This is a genomic window from Streptomyces sp. NPDC046215 (assembly GCF_040646215.1).
Lineage (GTDB): Bacteria > Actinomycetota > Actinomycetes > Streptomycetales > Streptomycetaceae > Streptomyces > Streptomyces stramineus.
Genome location: NZ_JBEYZW010000016.1, coordinates 90,744 through 107,663, shown reverse-complemented (window position 1 = coordinate 107,663; position 16,920 = coordinate 90,744). Strand labels below are relative to the sequence as shown.

The following is a 16,920-nucleotide window of genomic DNA, read 5'->3' as shown; positions in this document are numbered from 1 at the left end:
GGGGCCTGTCGCGCCCGGGGCTGCGGGGGGGCGGCCCCCACCCCCCCCCCCCCACCCCCCCGTCCAGGGGCACCTACGCGAAGACGACCGTCCGGCGGCCATTGAGAAGCACCCGGTGCTCGCTGTGCCACTTCACGGCGCGGGCGAGCGCCTGGCACTCCACGTCGCGGCCGACGGCCACCAGCTGGTCGGGGGTGACCTGGTGGCCGACGCGCTCGACCTCCTGCTCGATGATCGGGCCCTCGTCGAGGTCGGCGGTCACGTAGTGCGCCGTCGCACCGATCAGCTTCACCCCGCGCGCGTGTGCCTGGTGATAGGGCTTCGCGCCCTTGAAGCTCGGCAGGAAGGAGTGGTGGATGTTGATGATCCGCCCGGAGAGCGCCTTGCACAGGTCGTCGGAGAGCACCTGCATGTAGCGGGCGAGGACGACCAGCTCGACGTTCTCGGCGTCGATGAGCTTGAGCAGCTCGGCCTCCGCGGCCGCCTTCGTCTCCTTCGTCACCGGGATGTGGTGGAAGGGGATGTCGTAGGAGGCGACGAGCTCGGCGAAGTCGGTGTGGTTGGAGACGACGGCGGCGATCTCCACCGGCAGGGCGCCGATCCGCGAGCGGAAGAGCAGGTCGTTCAGGCAGTGCCCGAACTTGGACACCATGAGCACGATGCGCATCTTGGCGTCGGCGCGGTGGATCTGCCAGTCCATCTGGAAGGAGTCGCCGATCGCCGCGAAGCTGGCCCGCAGCTTCTCCAGGGTCACCGGCGCCTCCGCGCCGAAGTGGACGCGCATGAAGAAGAGCCCGGTGTCGTGGTCACCGAACTGCTGGCTGTCCTCGATGTTGCACCCGGTCATGAAGAGATAGCTGGACACCGCGTGCACGATGCCCTGCTTGTCCGGGCAGGAGAGGGTGAGGACGTACTGCTCGGGCTGGGCGGGAGCCGCTCCGGCGACAGGGGACTGCGAGGCGTTCATAGCCCAATAGCGTCGCACATCCGCGGACCGCCTCCCGACCGCGCGGCCCCCGGCCGCCTCAGCGCGCGCCGGTGAGCTGCGCCAGGACCTCCAGCGGGCGCGGGGGGACGTCGGGGTCGTCGCCGTCGCCGGCCGCCATCCGCACGTGCGCCTCCCGTGCCGCCCGGACGGCCTCGGACCAGCCGTGGTGCTCCAGATAGGCCGAGACCGGGGCGTCGGCCCCGACCTGGTGCATGATCCGCAGCACGCGCAGCACGGCGACGTCGACCAGCGCGGCCTCGCCGGAGTCGCGGAAGATCGTCCCGATGTATTTCTCGGCCGACCAGTTGTCCAGCCAGGTGTCCTCGACCAGCCGGTAGACGGCGTCGGTCACATCCCCGAACCCCTCGCGGCCGGTGAGCCAGCACTCCTGCTGGAAGACCGGGTCCGAGAGCATGTGCAGCGCGGAGCGTACGTTCGTACGCCAGCGCCACCACGGCATGTCATTGAGCGGCATGCCGTCCATGGTGGTCGAGCGGCGGCCGCGACGGGAAGACTTCTCCGAACCTTGCACAGCAATCGATCGTACGTTCCCTTGGCGAACGGTTCGCCTCGGGCCCCGTCACCCGCCCCGGGCCGGCCGGCGGTGCGCGGCCCGCGGCCGCCCGTCACGGCCCCTCGTCACAGCTGCGTCCACTTGTGCGAGGACAGGCGGTACTTCTGCGCGATGGGGTTCCACAGGTCCGCCGCCTTCTTCTTGGCGGCGGTGGCGTCGCCGCTCGCCCGGTCGGCGGCGGCGCTCTCGTCCGTCGTACGGGCGTGGCCCTTCACACAGCCGCCCTTGCCGCCGACCTGGCCGGCCCACGCGGCGTAGTGGGAGTCCGCCGAGGAGGACGACTTCCACGCCTTCGTCAGCTGCGCCGACAGCTCGGCGCTGTTGGGGAGCTTGTCGATCGGCGTGCGCTCCAGCCGGGTCACCAGGCCGTCGCGCTGCTTGGCCGCGTCGCGCAGGTCGGACGCGGACTTGTCGAGGTCCTTGCAGCTCTTGGTGGAGTCGACGGCCTTGATGACGGACTCACGGCTGTTGTTGCTGTCCTTGAGCAGCGCGTCCAGCGCCTTGGCCTGGGCCGCGGCCGGGTCGGCGGCCGGCGACGGCTGGTTCTTGCCGCCTTCGTCCTTCGCGGGGGCGTCCGGGGTGGCCGAGCTGACCGCCGTGTTCTCCTGCTGCGTGCTCTTGCCCTCATCCCCGCCGCTGAGCAGCGCGCCCGCGCCGAGCCCGGCGGCGGCGCAGCCGGCGACGACGATGCCGACGATCGCGGCGGTCGGGATCTTCCGCCGGCGCCCGGCAGGCTGCGGGGGCGCGGGCGCCCGGGGCGCGGGCGGCGGCGGGGGGACGGGGCCCCGGGCGGGCGGCAGCTGCTGGGCGGGCCCGGCGCGCAGCGAGCCGCCCTCGGTGCGGAACAGCCCGTCGAACTCGGCGGGCGGCGGGCGCTCCCCGGTGGCCGGGGACGGCGCCGGGCCGCCGGGTACGGGCGGCAGGTACTGGGTGGCAGCGTCGCCCTGCGGGGCCTGCGGCGGCGTGCGGCCGGTGCCGACGGGCGGCAGGTACTGGGTGGCCGCGGAGGCGGCGCCGGGGGGCGGGCCCGCGGCGACCGGCGGCAAGTACTGGGTGGCCGCACCGGACTCCGGAGCGGCCCCGGCGCCGACCGGCGGGAGGTACTGGGTGGCGGGCTCCGCCTGCGGTGACGCCGGGGCGGCGCTCACCGGGGGCAGGTACTGGGTCGCCGCTGACGCGGGCTCGGGGGCAGGGCCGTCGCCGACCGGCGGCAAGTACTGGGTCGCGGCACCGGACTCCGGGTAGCCGTCGCCGGGCGCCGGCAGGTACTGCGGGCCGTCCGCGCCGCCGTCCGCCGCGGGCAGCGGACCGGAGCCCACCGGCGGCAGGTACTGCGTGGCCTCGGCGCTTCCGCCCGGCGCGCCCTGCGCGTACGGGGCGGGCGGCGGCGGGGCGCCCGGGACGGGGCCCGCCCCCACCGGCGGGAGGTACCGGGTCGCCTCCGAACCGGCGTCCGGCGCGGGGCCCGCGCCGGGGGCGTCGCCGAGCGGGGGCGCCAGGTACTGGGTGGCCTCGGAGTCCCCCGCGGCGGGCCGGCCCGGCGCGTGGGCGGGCGGACGGGGCGCACCCGGCGGAGCCTCGGGAGGCAGGGGCGCACGGTGCGCACCGGCACCCCAGGGCTCCCCCCAGGACTCACCGGCCGCGGGCGCGCGGTGCCGGTTGGCACCCGGCACGTTTCCCTGTCCGCTCTGCGACACCGGGACTCCTCAAGCTGTACGGGACTTACGGAAGCGTCGACTCACGCTACCGGGTCGCTCCGGTGTTCGACCATGGACTCTGTGCCGGTCCCGTACCAGTCCGGTACCAGTTCCCTGACGGGCGGCGGCTCCCCTGTCCCCGCCGAGGCCCCTCGCGGGCGCACTGCCGTGCACGGGTATCGACGTGCCCTGCTCCCGTCGACGGGAGCCACGCCCAGGGGACGACCGGCCCGGATCAACCCACGCCGACGGCCCGAGGCCGAGCGAACCGAACCTCGGTCCCCCCGCCGGTCACCGGCGGCCCGGCCCCGCACCCCTCACCGCCGGCCGTCACCTTGCGCGGCCGACCGCATCGCTCAGCCGGCGGCCCTCGGCCGAGCGGCCCGAAGCGCGGCCTCACCCGCGGCTCATGCCGGTAGGCGGCGCCTCCGCCCCTGCCTCACCCAGCGACGCGCGCCGGCGGACCACGGCCCGGATCCACCGCCCGGCCAGCCGCACCCCACAGCGCCCCGCCGGGCCCACAGACCCGGCCGCAGTCCACAGCCAAAAGTCCGACCTCACACATCCAGCGCCGGGCGCGCCGAACCGCAGCCTCACTCACGGCCTTCGGCCGACCGGCGACCCCGACGAGAGCGTCCACCCGGCCAACCGCAAACTGCAAAGCCCCGCCGGGCCCACAGACCCGGCCGTAACCCCCGGTTGGACACCGGCCGCCGAGCCTCGCCGGGCAAGCCGGACCGCGACCTCGCTCACGGCCTTCGGCCGGTCGGTGACCCGGCCGGCCGAAGGCCGCGCCATCGGCCACCGGCCGCACCCCGGCCCGGGGGCGGGCCGCCGCGGAGGGGGCGGTAGCGGCAACCCCTCCGTGGCCCGGCCCGCCCCCTCCGCAGGGGCGGCAGCCCGCTAAGCCGCCTGTACCTCCAACCTCGCCCCGAATTCCCGCACCACCGGCTCCTCCCGGTAGGGAGCCAGGCGCTGCTGGAAGTCGTCCAGGTACTCCGCCCCCCGATTCGACCGCAGCGTCCCCAGCAACTCCAGCGCGCGCGCCCCCGTGGCGCACGCCTCGTCCACGTCGCGCTGCTGGACCTGGGCGGTGGCCAGGAGCAGCATGCCGATCGCGCGGCGGCGGACGCGGCCCTCGGGGTGGCCGGCGATGGCGTCCTCCGCCTGCCGGCGGGCCAGTTCGGCCTGGCCGAGGTCGCGGTGGCAGTGGGCCAGTTCGTCCGCGAGGTAGGCGTGGTCGAAGTGCCGGATCCACGCCGGGTCGTCGCCGGACTCCTCCTTGTTGTCGGCCTGTTCGAGCTTGGCCAGGGCCCGGGTGGCCACGGCCTGGAAGGAGCGCGCGTCGCCCAGGAGCGCGTGCCCCCGGGCCTCGGCCGCGCAGAACATCGCCTCGGCACGCGGTGTGACGTGCCCCCGTGCGCCCTCCTGCGCCGCCTTCGCGAGCTGGGCGATCTCCCTGGGGTTGCCCAGGGAGGCGGCGAGGTGGCTCATGCTGGCGGCCAGGACGTAGCCGCCGTAGCCGCGGTCCCCGGCGGCCTGGGCGAGCCGCAGCGCCTGGATGTAGTACCGCTGGGCGAGGCCGGGCTGGCCGGTGTCGACGGCCATGTAGCCGGCCAGCTCCGTCAACCGGGCGACGGCCGCGAAGAGTTCACGCCCCACGGATTCCCGGTAGGAGCCGGCGAGCAGCCCGGAGACGACGCTGTTGAGGTAGTGGACCACCACGGGCCGGACGTGCCCGCTGCCGTACCGGTGGTCGAGCTCCACGAGGGCCTCGGTCGTGGCCCGTACGGCGTCGACGTCGGACGATCCGACGCGGGCCCCGGCGTTCCGCGCGACCTGGGCGTCGGCGCCGGTGATCAGCCAGTCGCGGCTGGGCTCGACGAGCGCGGAGGACGCCACCGAGGTGCCGCTGAGGAAGTCCCGGCGGCCGACGTCGCTGCGCCACAGCTCGCAGACCTGCTCGATCGCGCCCAGGACGGTCGGGGAGAACTGGAGGCCGACCCCCGAGGCGAGATTCTTGCCGTTGGCCATGCCGATCTCGTCGATCGTGACCGTACGGCCCAGCTTGCGGCCGAGCGCCTCCGCGATGATCGCGGGGGCGCGCCCCCGCGGCTGCTGGCCGCGCAGCCACCGCGCTACGGACGTTTTGTCGTACCGCAGATCGAGACCGTGCTCGGCGCCGCACATATTGACGCGCCGGGCCAGGCCGGCGTTGGAACAGGCGGCTTCCTGAATGAGCGCCTGCAGCCGTTCGTTCGGCTGCCGCGCCACGAGTGGCCGTGCGGCCATGCTGTACCCCCTGATACTGCTAAGCGTTCGCGGCAGGTGCCGCCGCGAGGTGTGGAGAAGCTGGAACAGCTGAGAGCGCCTTCCCCTGTGATCTTTGCCCCCTGGATGTCCGGAGAATGCGGACTTAACGGTAATGACAGCAAAGGCGGCAAAAGCCGGACGACAACGGTCTTGAGTCGTCCCGCCCCCGCGCCTCGCAGGTGGCTACCCACCCTCGGCGGGGAACCCGCCCCTGCGCCCCCGTACATGCATCCGTGCGCCCCACGTGCATATCGGGCCGCCGCCGACAAGCGTGACCCTGAGCCGTAACCCCTGGTGACAAGGGGAGTTGTGATGAACGTGGAAGAGACCATCGGAGTAGGAGCACCGCGGATCCCCCAACAGCGCGGCGAGCAGCTGCTCGACGCCGCGGTTCGATACGCGGAGGAGCGGCACTGGGACGTTTTCGCCGGCACGTGGCTGGAGGCCGACGAGGGGCGGGAGCGCTGCTCGTGCGGTGAGCCCGACTGCCCGGCCCCCGGGGCGCATCCGGCCCGGCCGGACTGGGCGAACCAGGCCACCGGCAGCGCCGTCGCCGCCCGCCGGATGTGGGCCAGACAGCCCGCCGCCTCGGTCCTGCTGCCGACCGGCCGCACCTTCGACGCGCTCGACGTGCCGGAGACCGCCGGTTGCCTGGCGCTCGCCCGCATGGAGCGCATGGACATCCAGCTCGGGCCGATCACCTGCACCCCGTACCGGCGGATGCTGTTCTTCGTGCTGCCCGGCGGGGCGCTGAAGGTCGGGGAGCTGGCCCGGAAGCTGGGCTGGCACCCCTCCTCGCTGGATCTGATCGCGCGCGGCGAGGGCGATTACGTGGTCGCCCCGCCGACCCGGATGGGCGCGCGCGGATCGGTGCAGTGGGCGCGCCAGCCCACCGCCGCCAACCGCTGGCTGCCCGACGCGGAGGAGCTGGTCAGCGCGCTGGCGTACGCCTGCGGTCGGGACGCCGCGGACGCGCGCCGCCGCTGAACCCGGCCGCGCCGTCCGCCGTCGCTCCTCCCATCCCCCTCCCGTCCCGCCGCGTTCACCCTTCTGACGCCGACGCCACGTGCCCGTCGGGCCGGACGAGCAAGGTGACGCGGGCGGCGTCGGCACGGGTGACGGTGGTGACGCCGTCCTCCGGCCCGGCACTCGCACCGCGCGGCAGGACCCGGACGAACCGGCCGGCGCGCAGCGCCTCGTACAGCCGGGCGGGCCCGTCGGCGGTCTCCGCGAGCGGCAGGTCGGGGGCGCGCCGCCCGGTCAGGGGGTGGGCGCCGGGCGGCGCGGGGTAGTCGATGCCGATGCCGGACACCAGGAGCGCCCCGCGCCGGGTGGCGAACGGCAGGCCCCGGGCGGCGACGGTCGCCACGTCGCGCAGCCCCCGGGCGACGGGCGAGGCGAGCAGCGCGGCGCGCACGATGGCCCCGCTCAGGCGCAGGACGAGCTTGCCGACGGGGTGCCGTTCGCCGTGGTAGGTGTCGAGCAGGCCGTCGTCCGCCCGGCCTTGGAGGACGGCGGCGAGCTTCCAGGCGAGGTTGGCGGCGTCCTGGATCCCGGCGTTCATGCCCATGCCGCCGGCGGGTGAGTGGACGTGGGCGGCGTCCCCGGCGAGGAAGACCCGGCCGTCGCGGTAGCGGGGCACCTGACGTTCGTCGCTGTGGAAGCGCGAGGTCCAGCGGGGCGCGCCGATCCCGAAGTCCGTGCCGAAGGCGGCGCGGGTGACGGCCCGGAGGACGTCCATGTCGACGGGGGCGTCCGAGGGCAGGCGGCAGCCGCGCTCCCAGACGATGGCCCGGTACCAGCCGTCCCCGAAGGGGACGAGCAGGGAGAAGCCCTCGGCGACGGCGTTGAAGGCGGGCAGCCCGTCGGGCTCGGTGCCGAGGCGGACATCGGCGAGCATGACCGAGCGGAGGACCGACTTCCCCGGGAAGGGCATGCCCAGGGCCTGCCGTACGGAGCTGTGCACACCGTCGGCGCCGACCGCGTAGGCGGCGCGCAGGCGTACGGTCTCCCCGCCGTCCTGCCCGTCCGCCGTGACGTCCAGCTCGACGCCGTGGGCGTCCTGCCGCACGCCGGTGACCCGGGCGCCGCGCCGGATCTCCGCCCCGCACTTCACGGCGCGCTCCTCCAGCACCCGCTCGGTCTCGTACTGCGGAGTGATCAGAACGCCGGGGAAGCGGCTGGGCAGTGTCGACAGGTCGATCCGGGCCCGTCCGAAGATCCGCGCGGTGGGGGCGAACAGCCCGGTGGCGAGGAGGTCCTCGGCGAGCCCCCGGGCGTCGAGGACCTCCAGGGTCCGCGCGTGCACGGCGAACGCCCGCGTGAGGTTGGACTCCCGGGCCCGCCGCTCCAGCAGCACGACCCGCACCCCGGCGGCGGCGAGGTCCCCGGCGAGCAGCAGCCCGGTGGGGCCCGCGCCGACGACGAGGACATCCGCATCACGGGCATCGGCGGAGGAAGGTGAGAAATGGGACGACGAAGACAGTGGGGAGGACATGACATCTCCTCGGGGACGGGGCAGGGCGGTACGCGGCGTACACGCCGTTCATGCCGTACTTCCAGTGCACACCCGGCACCCGAATTATGTCAACGCTTGTTGAATTAATGTCGGCGCGCGGTCCCGACCCGCGCCCCGCTACGCCGGCGCGGCCGCCCCCAGGAAGGGCTCCACCACCCGGCGCCAGCCCTCCGGCTGGTCGTAGTGGACGAAATGGCCCGCGTCGGGGACCTCGGCGTAGGTGCCGCGCGGAAGGACGCGGACCATCTCCTGGGCCTCGGCGCGGCCCAGCTCGCCGTCGAGGCCGCGGACGACGAGGGTGGGGCACTCGACCAGGGCGAGGTCCTCCCAGTGGGCGTCGTGGACGAAGGTCTCGCGGGCGAGGAGCATCTGGCGGCGGGAGAAGACCGGGCGCCAGCCGTCCGCCCGCTCGGCCATCACTTCGGCGTAGAAATCACCGCGGGCCGGCTTGGGCCGCTCCAGGGCCGGGTCGTCCTCGCCGAACCACTTGCGGACGTCCGCGAGCGTGGCGAAGGGGACCGGCCAGGACCGGAACCACTCGCCCCACTCGCGCTGGCCGGCCGCCCCCAGGGCGGAGGCCCGCATGTCGCAGATGACCAGGGCCCGGACGAGGTCGGGGCGGCGGGCGGCGAGCTGCCAGGCCGTCAGGGCGCCCATGGCGTGGCCGATGAGGATGACGGGCGCGAGCCCCAGGTGCTCGACGGCGGCCTGGGCGTCGGCGACGTACGCCTCGCGGGTGTAGGGGCCGTCGGCGGGGCGTCCGCTGCGGCCGTGGCCCCGCTGGTCGAGGGCGACCGCGCGGTGGCGGACGGAGAGCCAGCGGGCGGTCTCGGCCCAGTGCGCCGCCCGGCCCAGCAGGCCGTGGAGCAGCAGCACCGCGCCCGCGCCGTTCCGGCCGCCGGCCTGCGGCGGGTCGGCGAACTCCCAGGCCGCGAGCCGCACTCCGCCGCTCCCGCTCACGTCGATACGCCGCACCATGAGTCCTGGCACTCCCACTTCTCCCCCGAGCAGAGCCCAACTGTAGAGAACTGACATTCGAATGCATGCGTGTTCCGGGCAACACCCCTCGTTCGAGTGACCTTGCAGAAGGGTTGACCGTCGGCGCTCAGGGGAGTATTCGACCTGGGCGCGGACCGCTCGGGGAAGAAAGGTCCGCGGGGCGGACCCTGGGAGCTCGGGGCTCCGGGTCGCCGCGGGGGTATATGGGGAGGCAGGGCCCCGGCTGCTCGAAAGGGCGCCGGGGCCCTCGCACGACCGGTCACCGCCCCCACCGCAAGCTCCCTTCCCGGACGACGGCGCACCCCGCATATGCGTCAGCGACAGCGTGACACGCCCGCGGGCCCCACGCGTCCATTACACCGACTCCCGCCGGATTCAAGGGAGTTGCCCCGCCCGCAGCCGCGGCGGACGGACGGCGGCCGGGGCCGGGAACGCCGACGGGCGGCCCCTGTGAGGGGCCGCCCGTCTTTTTCCAGCGCCGTACCGTCAGCGGCTGTCGCCCGGCTGCTGCTCTGCTACCGCTTGGCGACGAAAACGTGCTGGGCGATGTCCGCCTCCAGCTCCGCGGCCTCGCCACCGCTGCCCACCAGGACCCCGCCCGCGGACTCCGTCACCGTCACCACCGCGCCCGGCTGCACGCCGGCGCGGCGCAGCGTGTACATCAGCTGGGGGTCGGTCTGGATGGGCTCGCCGATGCGCCGCACGATGACGTTCTTCGCCTCGGCGCCGGGCTCCAGATCCATCAGGCTGACCATGCCGGCGTTGAGGAACGGGTCCGGCTCGGCCTTCTCGCCCAGCTCCTCCAGGCCCGGGATCGGATTGCCGTAGGGCGACTCGGTGGGGTGGCGCAGCAGCTCCAGCACCCGCCGCTCCACGGCCTCGCTCATCACGTGCTCCCAGCGGCACGCCTCGGCGTGCACCTGCTCCCACTCCAGGCCGATCACATCGACGAGGAGGCACTCCGCGAGGCGGTGCTTGCGCATGACGCGCGTCGCCAGGCGGCGGCCCTCCTCGGTGAGCTCCAGGTGCCGGTCGCCGGCGACCGAGACCAGGCCGTCGCGCTCCATGCGCGCGACGGTCTGGCTCACCGTCGGACCGCTCTGGTCGAGCCGCTCGGCGATGCGCGCGCGCATGGGGACCACACCTTCCTCCTCCAGCTCGAGAATGGTGCGGAGATACATCTCCGTGGTGTCGATCAGTCCGGACATGCGTGCCCCTTGATAAGTCGTGCGCTGGCCCCTGGACCCAATTCTGACGCATATCACCGACAACGGTGCCGCGTACGGCATTGCCCGCCGGTGCCGTATTGACAGGGCGCTGGTCCAGACCGCAACGTGATCCGCGCCACGAGCGTACGCCCAGACCGTGCGCGCCACCGGATCCCGACCCAAGGAGCCCCCTCAGCGATGAGCGAGAACAAGCTGGCCGGGCAGTTCTTCGACGCCGCGATCGGGCTGCTGCAGCGGGTGCGGGACGAGGAGGCGGAGCACATCGCCGCAGCCGGTGCCCTGCTCGCCGACGCCGTGGCGGACGGCGGGCGGCTCTTCGTCTTCGGCGCCGGGCACTCCTCGCTGCCCGCGCAGGACATCGTCTACCGGGCGGGCGGCCTCGCGCTGGTCAACCTGCTCGCGGTGCCCGGGGTCGTGGGCCTCGACGTCATGCCGGCCACGCTCGGCAGCGCGCTGGAGCGGGTGAACGGGCTGGCCGGCGCGGTCCTGGACACCAGCCCCGTCCAGCCCGGTGACGTACTGGTCGTCATCTCGCTGTCCGGGCGGAACTCGCTCCCCGTGGAGATGGCGCAGAACGCCCGGGCGCTGGGCCTGAAGGTCATCGGCGTCACGTCGCTCGCCTACGCCGAGCGGACGCGGTCCCGGCACGTGTCGGGGACGTTCCTCAAGGACCACTGCGACCTCGTCATCGACAGCAAGATCGCCATCGGGGACGCGGAGCTGACCGCCGACGGCATCGCCGCGCCGTTCGGGCCGGCCTCCACGGTGGTCACCAGCGCGCTGATGCAGGCCGTCGTCGCCTCGGCGGCGGGGGAGCTGGCCGCCCGGGGCATCGATCCGCCGATGCTGCGTTCGGGGAACGTCGACGGGGGCCATGAGTGGAACGGGCGGGTCATGGATGACTACGGGGATCGGATCTTTTTCCGGCACTGAGTGGTTTCTTCGGGGGGTGCGGTCGTCGTCCGCGGGTGCGTTGTGGTCGCTCGCGCCGTTCCCCGCGCCCCTTCAGCCGGGCTGAGTGCGTCGTCTGCGGCGCGTTCGTGGCTGGGCGCGCCGTTCCCCGCGCCCCTTCAGCCGGGCTGAGCGCGTCGTCTGCGGCGCGTTCTTGGTTGCTCGCGCCGTTCCCCGCGCCCCTTCACCGGGCGCGCGGACTGCCGGGCGCCGTGGCCGTGGCTACCGCTCCGCCACCAGTGCCAGGTCCACCGACGCCGCCACCCTGGACGCGATGTCCTCCGCGTACGTGGCGTCCCCGCGGTCGAACGGGCGGCGGGACGGGCCGCGCAGGAACGTCACCACGCCCACCGTCCGGCCCCGGCTGCGCAGCACCGTGGCCAGGGCGTGCACGGTGCCTTCCGGCCACTTGCGGGCCGCGGCCCAGCTCTCCGTGCAGTCCGACGCGGCGCGCACCGAGCCGCAGCGCTCGACCGCCTGGAGCGCCGGGTGGCCCTCGCCGTACGGCACGGGGATCCCGCCCCGGCCGACCGCCGGGCAGGGCCCGGGCGCGCCGGTGGGCGTCGCGGCGGACCGGACGAGGGAGACCGGTGGCTCGGGCGCCGCCTGCGGGGCGGGCAGCAGGTCGACCACGGCGTGGTCGGCGAAGCCCGCGAGGGCGAAGTCCAGGTAGAGGGAGGCGGCCTCCATGGGGTCCTCGCACTCGGCGACCGCCCGCCCGGCACGGTGCAGCTGGCTGCCGCGGAACCGCAGCCGCGCGCTCTCCTGCTCCGCCAGCCGGGCCGCCGTCACGTCGAGGAACAGCCAGGCCACCCCCAGCGGAACGGGCTCCTCCGCGAGCGGGGAGGCCAGCTTCAGGAAGCCGCTGCGCCAGCAGCGGCGCTCGGGCGGCGCCCCGCCCTGGTCGCGCAGGGTCACCCACAGGTCGGTGGGCGCGGGCGGCGCGCCGGCCGCCAGGACGTGCTGGAGGGCCCCCTCGACCTCTTCCACGCCCTGGTCCAGGAGTTCGCCCAGCGGGCGGCCCAGGAGGGCCGTGCGGCCCGTGCGCAGGGCGCGGGCGGCGTGGGCGTTGGCGAGGGCGGGGCGCAGGTCGGCGTCGACGAGGACCACGCTCCAGGACGCGTCCCCGAAGAGGGCCTCGCTCAGGGCGATCGACCGCTCCAGGTCGATCTGGGTGTGCACCTCGCTGAAGGCGCAGTACGCGCCGGCGGGGGTGCCGTCCGGGCCGGGCACGGCGGACAGCTGGGTGCGGACCAGGACGCGGCCGCCGTCCTTGGTGAGGAGCGCGAACTCGTGGACCTGCCGGCCCGGTGAGCGCATCGCGCCGATCAGGCGGGCGGTGACCTCCTCGGCGTCGGCCGCCCGTACCGCCCAGCCGTCCAGGCCCTGCCGGCCGACGGCCTCCGCGGCGGTCCAGCCCAGTATCCGTTCGGCCTCGCGGTTCCAGTGGGTGACCGTGCCGCTCGCGTCGAAGGCGCACAGGGCGGCGTCCATCCCGTCGAGGAGTGCCGCGAGCAGATCGGCGCCGTCGCTCTCGGGCCCGGCCTCGGGAAGGGCTTCCGGACGGGCGGGGCCGGACGGGTGTGGTGCGGTCACGAGGTACCCCCAGGCGGACGCGGCTGCATGTCCTGCACGTCCGGTATTCAACTCGACCGTGATGGGCACCACACCGTCTTCGCGAAAATCGTTGCCCACCGGAAATTGGGTTGTCGGGCGCCGGGGGGCTTCCTAGGGTGGTGAGCACACGAGAAGGGAGGTGGTTCGGGACATGATTTCTTTCCGGACGCGTGAGGTGACTGCGGGCTAGCGCCCGTCGTCGCGCCAAGCGCAGCGCCGGCGTTGCCGGCCAATCCCCAGCAGTCACCCGATCCGTGGGCCGCCGAGTCGTCCGCTCGGCACCGCCGCGCCGCAGGGCGCGGCGGTAGCCGGCCCACGGATCGTCTGCGTTCTCCACAACTGGACGGACGCGCCCGCAGGGCGCTCGCCGCCACAGGCGGCAACAACGAACCCGCAGCCGAAAACCGCCGGCCACGCCTTAAGGGCAGAGCCGTTCGACGCGCCAGCCGGAACCGGCGCGCACATAGCGCAGCCGGTCGTGCAGGCGGTTCTCGCGCCCCTGCCAGAACTCCACCGTCTCCGGCACCACCCGGAAGCCGCCCCAGCCCGGCGGCACGGGCACCGGCTCCCCCTCCGGGTAGCGCGCCGCCAGCCGCTCGTACGCCGCGTCGATCTCGGCGCGCGAGCCGGCCACCGTCGACTGGGCGGACGCCCACGCCCCGAGCTGCGAACCGCGCGGCCGCGAGTGGAAGTACGCCGCGGTCTCCGCCGCGTCCACCCGGCCGGCGCTGCCGGAGACGATGACCTGACGGGCGAGCGGGTGCCAGGGGAAGAGCAGCGAGGCGTACGGATTGGCCGTCAGGTCACCGGCCTTGCGGGAGCCGTAGTTGGTGTAGAAGACGAAGCCGCGCTCGTCGTAGCCCTTGAGCAGGACCGTCCGGGAGCTGGGCCGGCCGGCGGCGTCCGCGGTCGACAGGACCATCGCGTTGGGCTCCTGGAGCCCGCCGGCGAACGCCTGCGCGAACCAGAGCGCGAACTGCTCGTACGGGGCCGGGGCGAGGTCGTCTTCCAAGAGGCCCTCGGAAACGTACTGCTCGCGCATGGCGGCGGGGTCGAGGGCGCCGCCGTGGAACTCGGCGGAAAACTCGTCGGCGTGCGTCACGCGCTCATCCTTTCAGCAGCTGCCACGCGAACGCAGCCCCTCAGCTTGCCCGGTGCCGGCGCGCGGTAATCCTCGCGCGGGAAAAACCCGCAGTGTGCCGGACATCACCCTTCCCCGCTTGTGGCGAACCCTCCAAAATCGCAGGGCGGGTAGCTGTGAGGCCCGCACCTCACCAGCTATCGTGACCGCCCTGAATCCCGGAAACCGCCGCCCGCGAAGGGCCGGGCGCGGAACCGGGTGAAAGCCTGCCGTGCGGGGCATCACCGGATTGACCGATAACGGACCGCGAGCCGCGATACAGCGCCGCGTAACCGGCTCGGCACTCGCCTGTCGTACACATCATGAGGAGCCGCCTGATGTCCGACTTCGTACCCGGACTCGAAGGAGTCGTCGCGTTCGAGACGGAGATCGCCGAACCCGACAAGGAAGGCGGCTCTCTCCGCTACCGAGGCGTGGACATCGAGGATCTCGTCGGCCAGGTGTCCTTCGGGAACGTCTGGGGCCTGCTCGTCGACGGCTCCTTCAACCCCGGTCTGCCGCCCGCCGAGCCGTTCCCGATCCCGGTGCACTCCGGTGACATCCGCGTCGACGTGCAGTCGGCGCTCGCGATGCTCGCCCCCGTCTGGGGCCTGAAGCCGCTCCTGGACATCGACGAGGCCACCGCGCGCGACAACCTCGCGCGGGCCGCGGTGATGGCGCTGTCCTACGTCGCCCAGTCGGCGCGCGGCCAGGGCCTGCCCATGGTGCCGCAGCGGGAGATCGACAAGGCGGACACGGTCGTCGAGCGGTTCATGAAGCGCTGGCGCGGCGAGCCCGACCCCAAGCACGTCAAAGCCGTCGACGCCTATTGGACGTCCGCCGCCGAGCACGGCATGAACGCCTCCACGTTCACCGCCCGCGTCATCGCCTCCACGGGCGCCGACGTCGCCGCCGCGCTCTCCGGCGCGGTCGGCGCCATGTCCGGGCCGCTGCACGGCGGCGCGCCCTCCCGCGTCCTCGGGATGATCGAGGAGATCGAGCGCACGGGCGACGCGAAGGCATACGTCAAGCAGGCGCTGGACAACGGCGAGCGCCTCATGGGCTTCGGCCACCGCGTCTACCGGGCCGAGGACCCCCGCGCGCGCGTGCTGCGCCGGACGGCCAAGGAGCTCGCCGCGCCCCGCTTCGAGGTCGCGGAGGCCCTGGAGAAGGCCGCCCTGGAGGAGCTCCACAACCGCCGCCCGGACCGGGTGCTGGCGACGAACGTGGAGTTCTGGGCGGCCATCGTCCTGGACTTCGCGGAGGTCCCGGCGCACATGTTCACGTCGATGTTCACCTGTGCCCGGACGGCCGGTTGGAGCGCCCACATCCTGGAGCAGAAGCGCACGGGCCGGCTTGTGCGGCCCTCGGCCCGCTATGTGGGGCCGGGCCCCCGCGACCCGCGGGAGATCGCGGGGTACGGGGATATCTCGGGCAGCTGAGCGGGCCCCGAGCGCCCGCTGAAAGCCGGCGCGTCATCTGCGGGCGCGTCGTGGCCGGTCGCGCAGTTCCCCGCGCCCCTTCGGGGCGCGGCCGAACCGCGCAGGGCTGCGCCACGTCCGCTCAGCCGGGCCGGCGCAGTACGCCGTCGAGGATGCCGGCCCACTGGCTCACGACGCGCTCGCGCCGGGCCCGGTCGTCGGTGAGCAGGTTGGCGAGCCCGAGGCCGCGGGCCATGTCGAGCAGGCCCTGGACGGTCTCCCGCACCCCGGGCTGTGCCTCGTCGGCGCCGAGGAGGTCCAGGGCCATGCGGTGGACCTCCCGGCCGGTCCGCGCCTCCAGCTCCCGCACCCGGGTGCGCAGCGGCTCCTCGTCGGAGGCGGCGATCCACAGGTGGAGGGCGGCGCGGAAGAGCGGGCCGGTGTACAGGCCGACGAGTTCCTCGACGACGAGGTGGGTGCGGGCCGGGCCCAGGATCTGCCGCACCGTGGGCAGCAGGTCCCGTACCGCGGCCGACCGCTGGTCGCCGACGTACTCGACGGCGGCCATGAAGAGGTCCTCCCGGGTGCGGAAGTGGTGCTGGGCGGCACCCCGCGACACCCCGGCCCGGCCGGCGACCACGGCCACCGTCGAACCGGCCCAGCCGTGCTCCGCCAGGCAGGCGATGGCCGCCTCCAGCAGGCGCTGCCGGGTGGCCCGGCTGCGGTCCTGCTTGGGGCCGGTGGCGGTCACCGGGCCCATGCGGGGTCCCGCCGCTCCAGGAACGCGGTCATGCCCTCCCGGGCCTCTTCCGAGGCGAACAGCCGGGCCGAGCGGTCGGCGAGGTCCTGCGTGTCTCGGTCGAACACCCGCAGCACACCGGCGGTGAGGAGCCGTTTGGACTCGGCGAGCCCTTGCGGGGAGGCTCTGCGCAGCCCGTCCAGGAGCGGCCCGAGGACCGCCTCGGGCTCCCCGGCGACGGTGATCAGCCCGATGCGGGCGGCTTCGGTGGCGTCGAAGCGCTCGCCGGTCAGGTAGTACCGGGCGGCCGCCCGGGGATCCAGGCGGGGCAGCAGGGGCAGGGAGATGACGGCGGGGGCCAGGCCGAGCCGCGCCTCGGTGAACGCGAAGGAGGCGCCCGCGCCCGCCACGGCGATGTCGCAGGCCCCCAGCAGCCCGAGACCGCCGGCCCGGACGTGCCCGTTGACCGCGGCGACGACGGGTTTGGGCAGTTCCACGACCGCCCGCAGGAGGCGGGCCAGCCCCAGCGGGCCCTCGGCGCCGGTGCCCGCCTCGGTGAGGTCGGCGCCCGAGCAGAAGGTGCCACCGGTGTGGGTGAGGAGGACGGCGCGGGTGGCGGGGTCGGCCGCCGCCGCGGTGAGGGCGTCGTGCAGCTCCGCCACCAGCCGGGCGGAGAGGGCGTTGCGGTTGTGCGGTGAGTCGAGCGTCAGCCCGGTGATGCCATCAGCGGACGAGCGGCGAACGAGCACCGGCG

Annotated in this window: 14 protein-coding genes; 3 read left to right on the top strand and 11 right to left on the bottom strand. The window is 74.3% G+C overall.

The features are described 5' to 3' along the window. Window positions 1-73: 73 nt before the first annotated feature. The 4 genes from purU to ABZ951_RS10190 form a co-directional block, all read right to left on the bottom strand. Window positions 74-967, bottom strand: coding sequence for a formyltetrahydrofolate deformylase (gene purU / locus ABZ951_RS10205; protein ID WP_344095404.1), 894 nt, complete (start codon window positions 965-967; stop codon window positions 74-76). A gap of 58 nt (window positions 968-1,025) precedes the next feature. Beyond that, window positions 1,026-1,472 carry a hypothetical protein gene (locus ABZ951_RS10200; RefSeq protein ID WP_344095450.1) on the bottom strand — a complete coding sequence of 149 codons (447 nt, stop codon included), beginning with the start codon at window positions 1,470-1,472 and terminating at the stop codon, window positions 1,026-1,028. Between the two features lie 155 nt (window positions 1,473-1,627). Then, entirely contained in the window at window positions 1,628-3,259 is a 1,632-nt protein-coding gene (locus ABZ951_RS10195; protein WP_361279596.1) for a hypothetical protein, read from the bottom strand. A gap of 903 nt (window positions 3,260-4,162) precedes the next feature. Then, entirely contained in the window at window positions 4,163-5,551 is a 1,389-nt protein-coding gene (locus tag ABZ951_RS10190; RefSeq protein ID WP_344093062.1) for a transcriptional regulator, read from the bottom strand. 333 nt (window positions 5,552-5,884) lie between these two features. Here ABZ951_RS10190 and ABZ951_RS10185 point away from each other — a divergent pair, with 333 nt between their 5' ends. After that, window positions 5,885-6,559, top strand: coding sequence for a bifunctional DNA primase/polymerase (locus ABZ951_RS10185; protein WP_344093060.1), 675 nt, complete (start codon window positions 5,885-5,887; stop codon window positions 6,557-6,559). A 55-nt stretch (window positions 6,560-6,614) separates the two neighbouring features. Here ABZ951_RS10185 and ABZ951_RS10180 read toward each other — a convergent pair whose 3' ends face one another. The 3 genes from ABZ951_RS10180 to ABZ951_RS10170 all read right to left on the bottom strand — a co-directional run bounded on the left by ABZ951_RS10180 (window position 6,615) and on the right by ABZ951_RS10170 (window position 10,297). Then, a complete protein-coding gene (locus ABZ951_RS10180) occupies window positions 6,615-8,069 on the bottom strand; it encodes an FAD-dependent monooxygenase (RefSeq protein ID WP_344093058.1) in 1,455 nt (484 codons plus the stop codon). Between the two features lie 138 nt (window positions 8,070-8,207). Beyond that, on the bottom strand, window positions 8,208-9,068 hold the full coding sequence (locus ABZ951_RS10175) for an alpha/beta hydrolase (RefSeq protein WP_344093069.1): 861 nt from the start codon (window positions 9,066-9,068) through the stop codon (window positions 8,208-8,210). A 536-nt stretch (window positions 9,069-9,604) separates the two neighbouring features. Further along, window positions 9,605-10,297 carry a metal-dependent transcriptional regulator gene (locus ABZ951_RS10170; RefSeq protein ID WP_344093056.1) on the bottom strand — a complete coding sequence of 231 codons (693 nt, stop codon included), beginning with the start codon at window positions 10,295-10,297 and terminating at the stop codon, window positions 9,605-9,607. 198 nt (window positions 10,298-10,495) lie between these two features. Between ABZ951_RS10170 and ABZ951_RS10165 the strand changes: the two genes are divergently transcribed. Further along, window positions 10,496-11,251 (top strand): SIS domain-containing protein, encoded by a 756-nt coding sequence (locus ABZ951_RS10165; protein WP_344093054.1) that lies wholly within the window; start codon window positions 10,496-10,498, stop codon window positions 11,249-11,251. Window positions 11,252-11,491: 240 nt separating this feature from the next. Here ABZ951_RS10165 and ABZ951_RS10160 read toward each other — a convergent pair whose 3' ends face one another. Next, on the bottom strand, window positions 11,492-12,865 hold the full coding sequence (locus ABZ951_RS10160) for a PAS domain-containing protein (protein ID WP_344093052.1): 1,374 nt from the start codon (window positions 12,863-12,865) through the stop codon (window positions 11,492-11,494). 439 nt (window positions 12,866-13,304) lie between these two features. Further along, complete coding sequence (gene pdxH / locus ABZ951_RS10155) at window positions 13,305-13,928, bottom strand: pyridoxamine 5'-phosphate oxidase (RefSeq protein ID WP_344093067.1); 624 nt, start codon at window positions 13,926-13,928, stop codon at window positions 13,305-13,307. A 416-nt stretch (window positions 13,929-14,344) separates the two neighbouring features. Between pdxH and ABZ951_RS10150 the strand changes: the two genes are divergently transcribed. Next, the gene (locus tag ABZ951_RS10150; RefSeq protein WP_344093050.1) at window positions 14,345-15,448 is read left to right on the top strand and encodes a citrate synthase 2; all 1,104 of its coding nucleotides are present in this window, start codon (window positions 14,345-14,347) and stop codon (window positions 15,446-15,448) included. A 121-nt stretch (window positions 15,449-15,569) separates the two neighbouring features. Here the strand turns inward: ABZ951_RS10150 and ABZ951_RS10145 are convergent, their stop codons facing one another. Next, a complete protein-coding gene (locus ABZ951_RS10145; protein WP_344093048.1) occupies window positions 15,570-16,187 on the bottom strand; it encodes a TetR/AcrR family transcriptional regulator in 618 nt (205 codons plus the stop codon). Further along, the gene (locus ABZ951_RS10140; RefSeq protein WP_344093046.1) at window positions 16,175-16,915 is read right to left on the bottom strand and encodes an enoyl-CoA hydratase family protein; all 741 of its coding nucleotides are present in this window, start codon (window positions 16,913-16,915) and stop codon (window positions 16,175-16,177) included. The genes ABZ951_RS10145 and ABZ951_RS10140 overlap by 13 nt, the downstream gene beginning before the upstream one ends. Window positions 16,916-16,920: the final 5 nt, after the last annotated feature.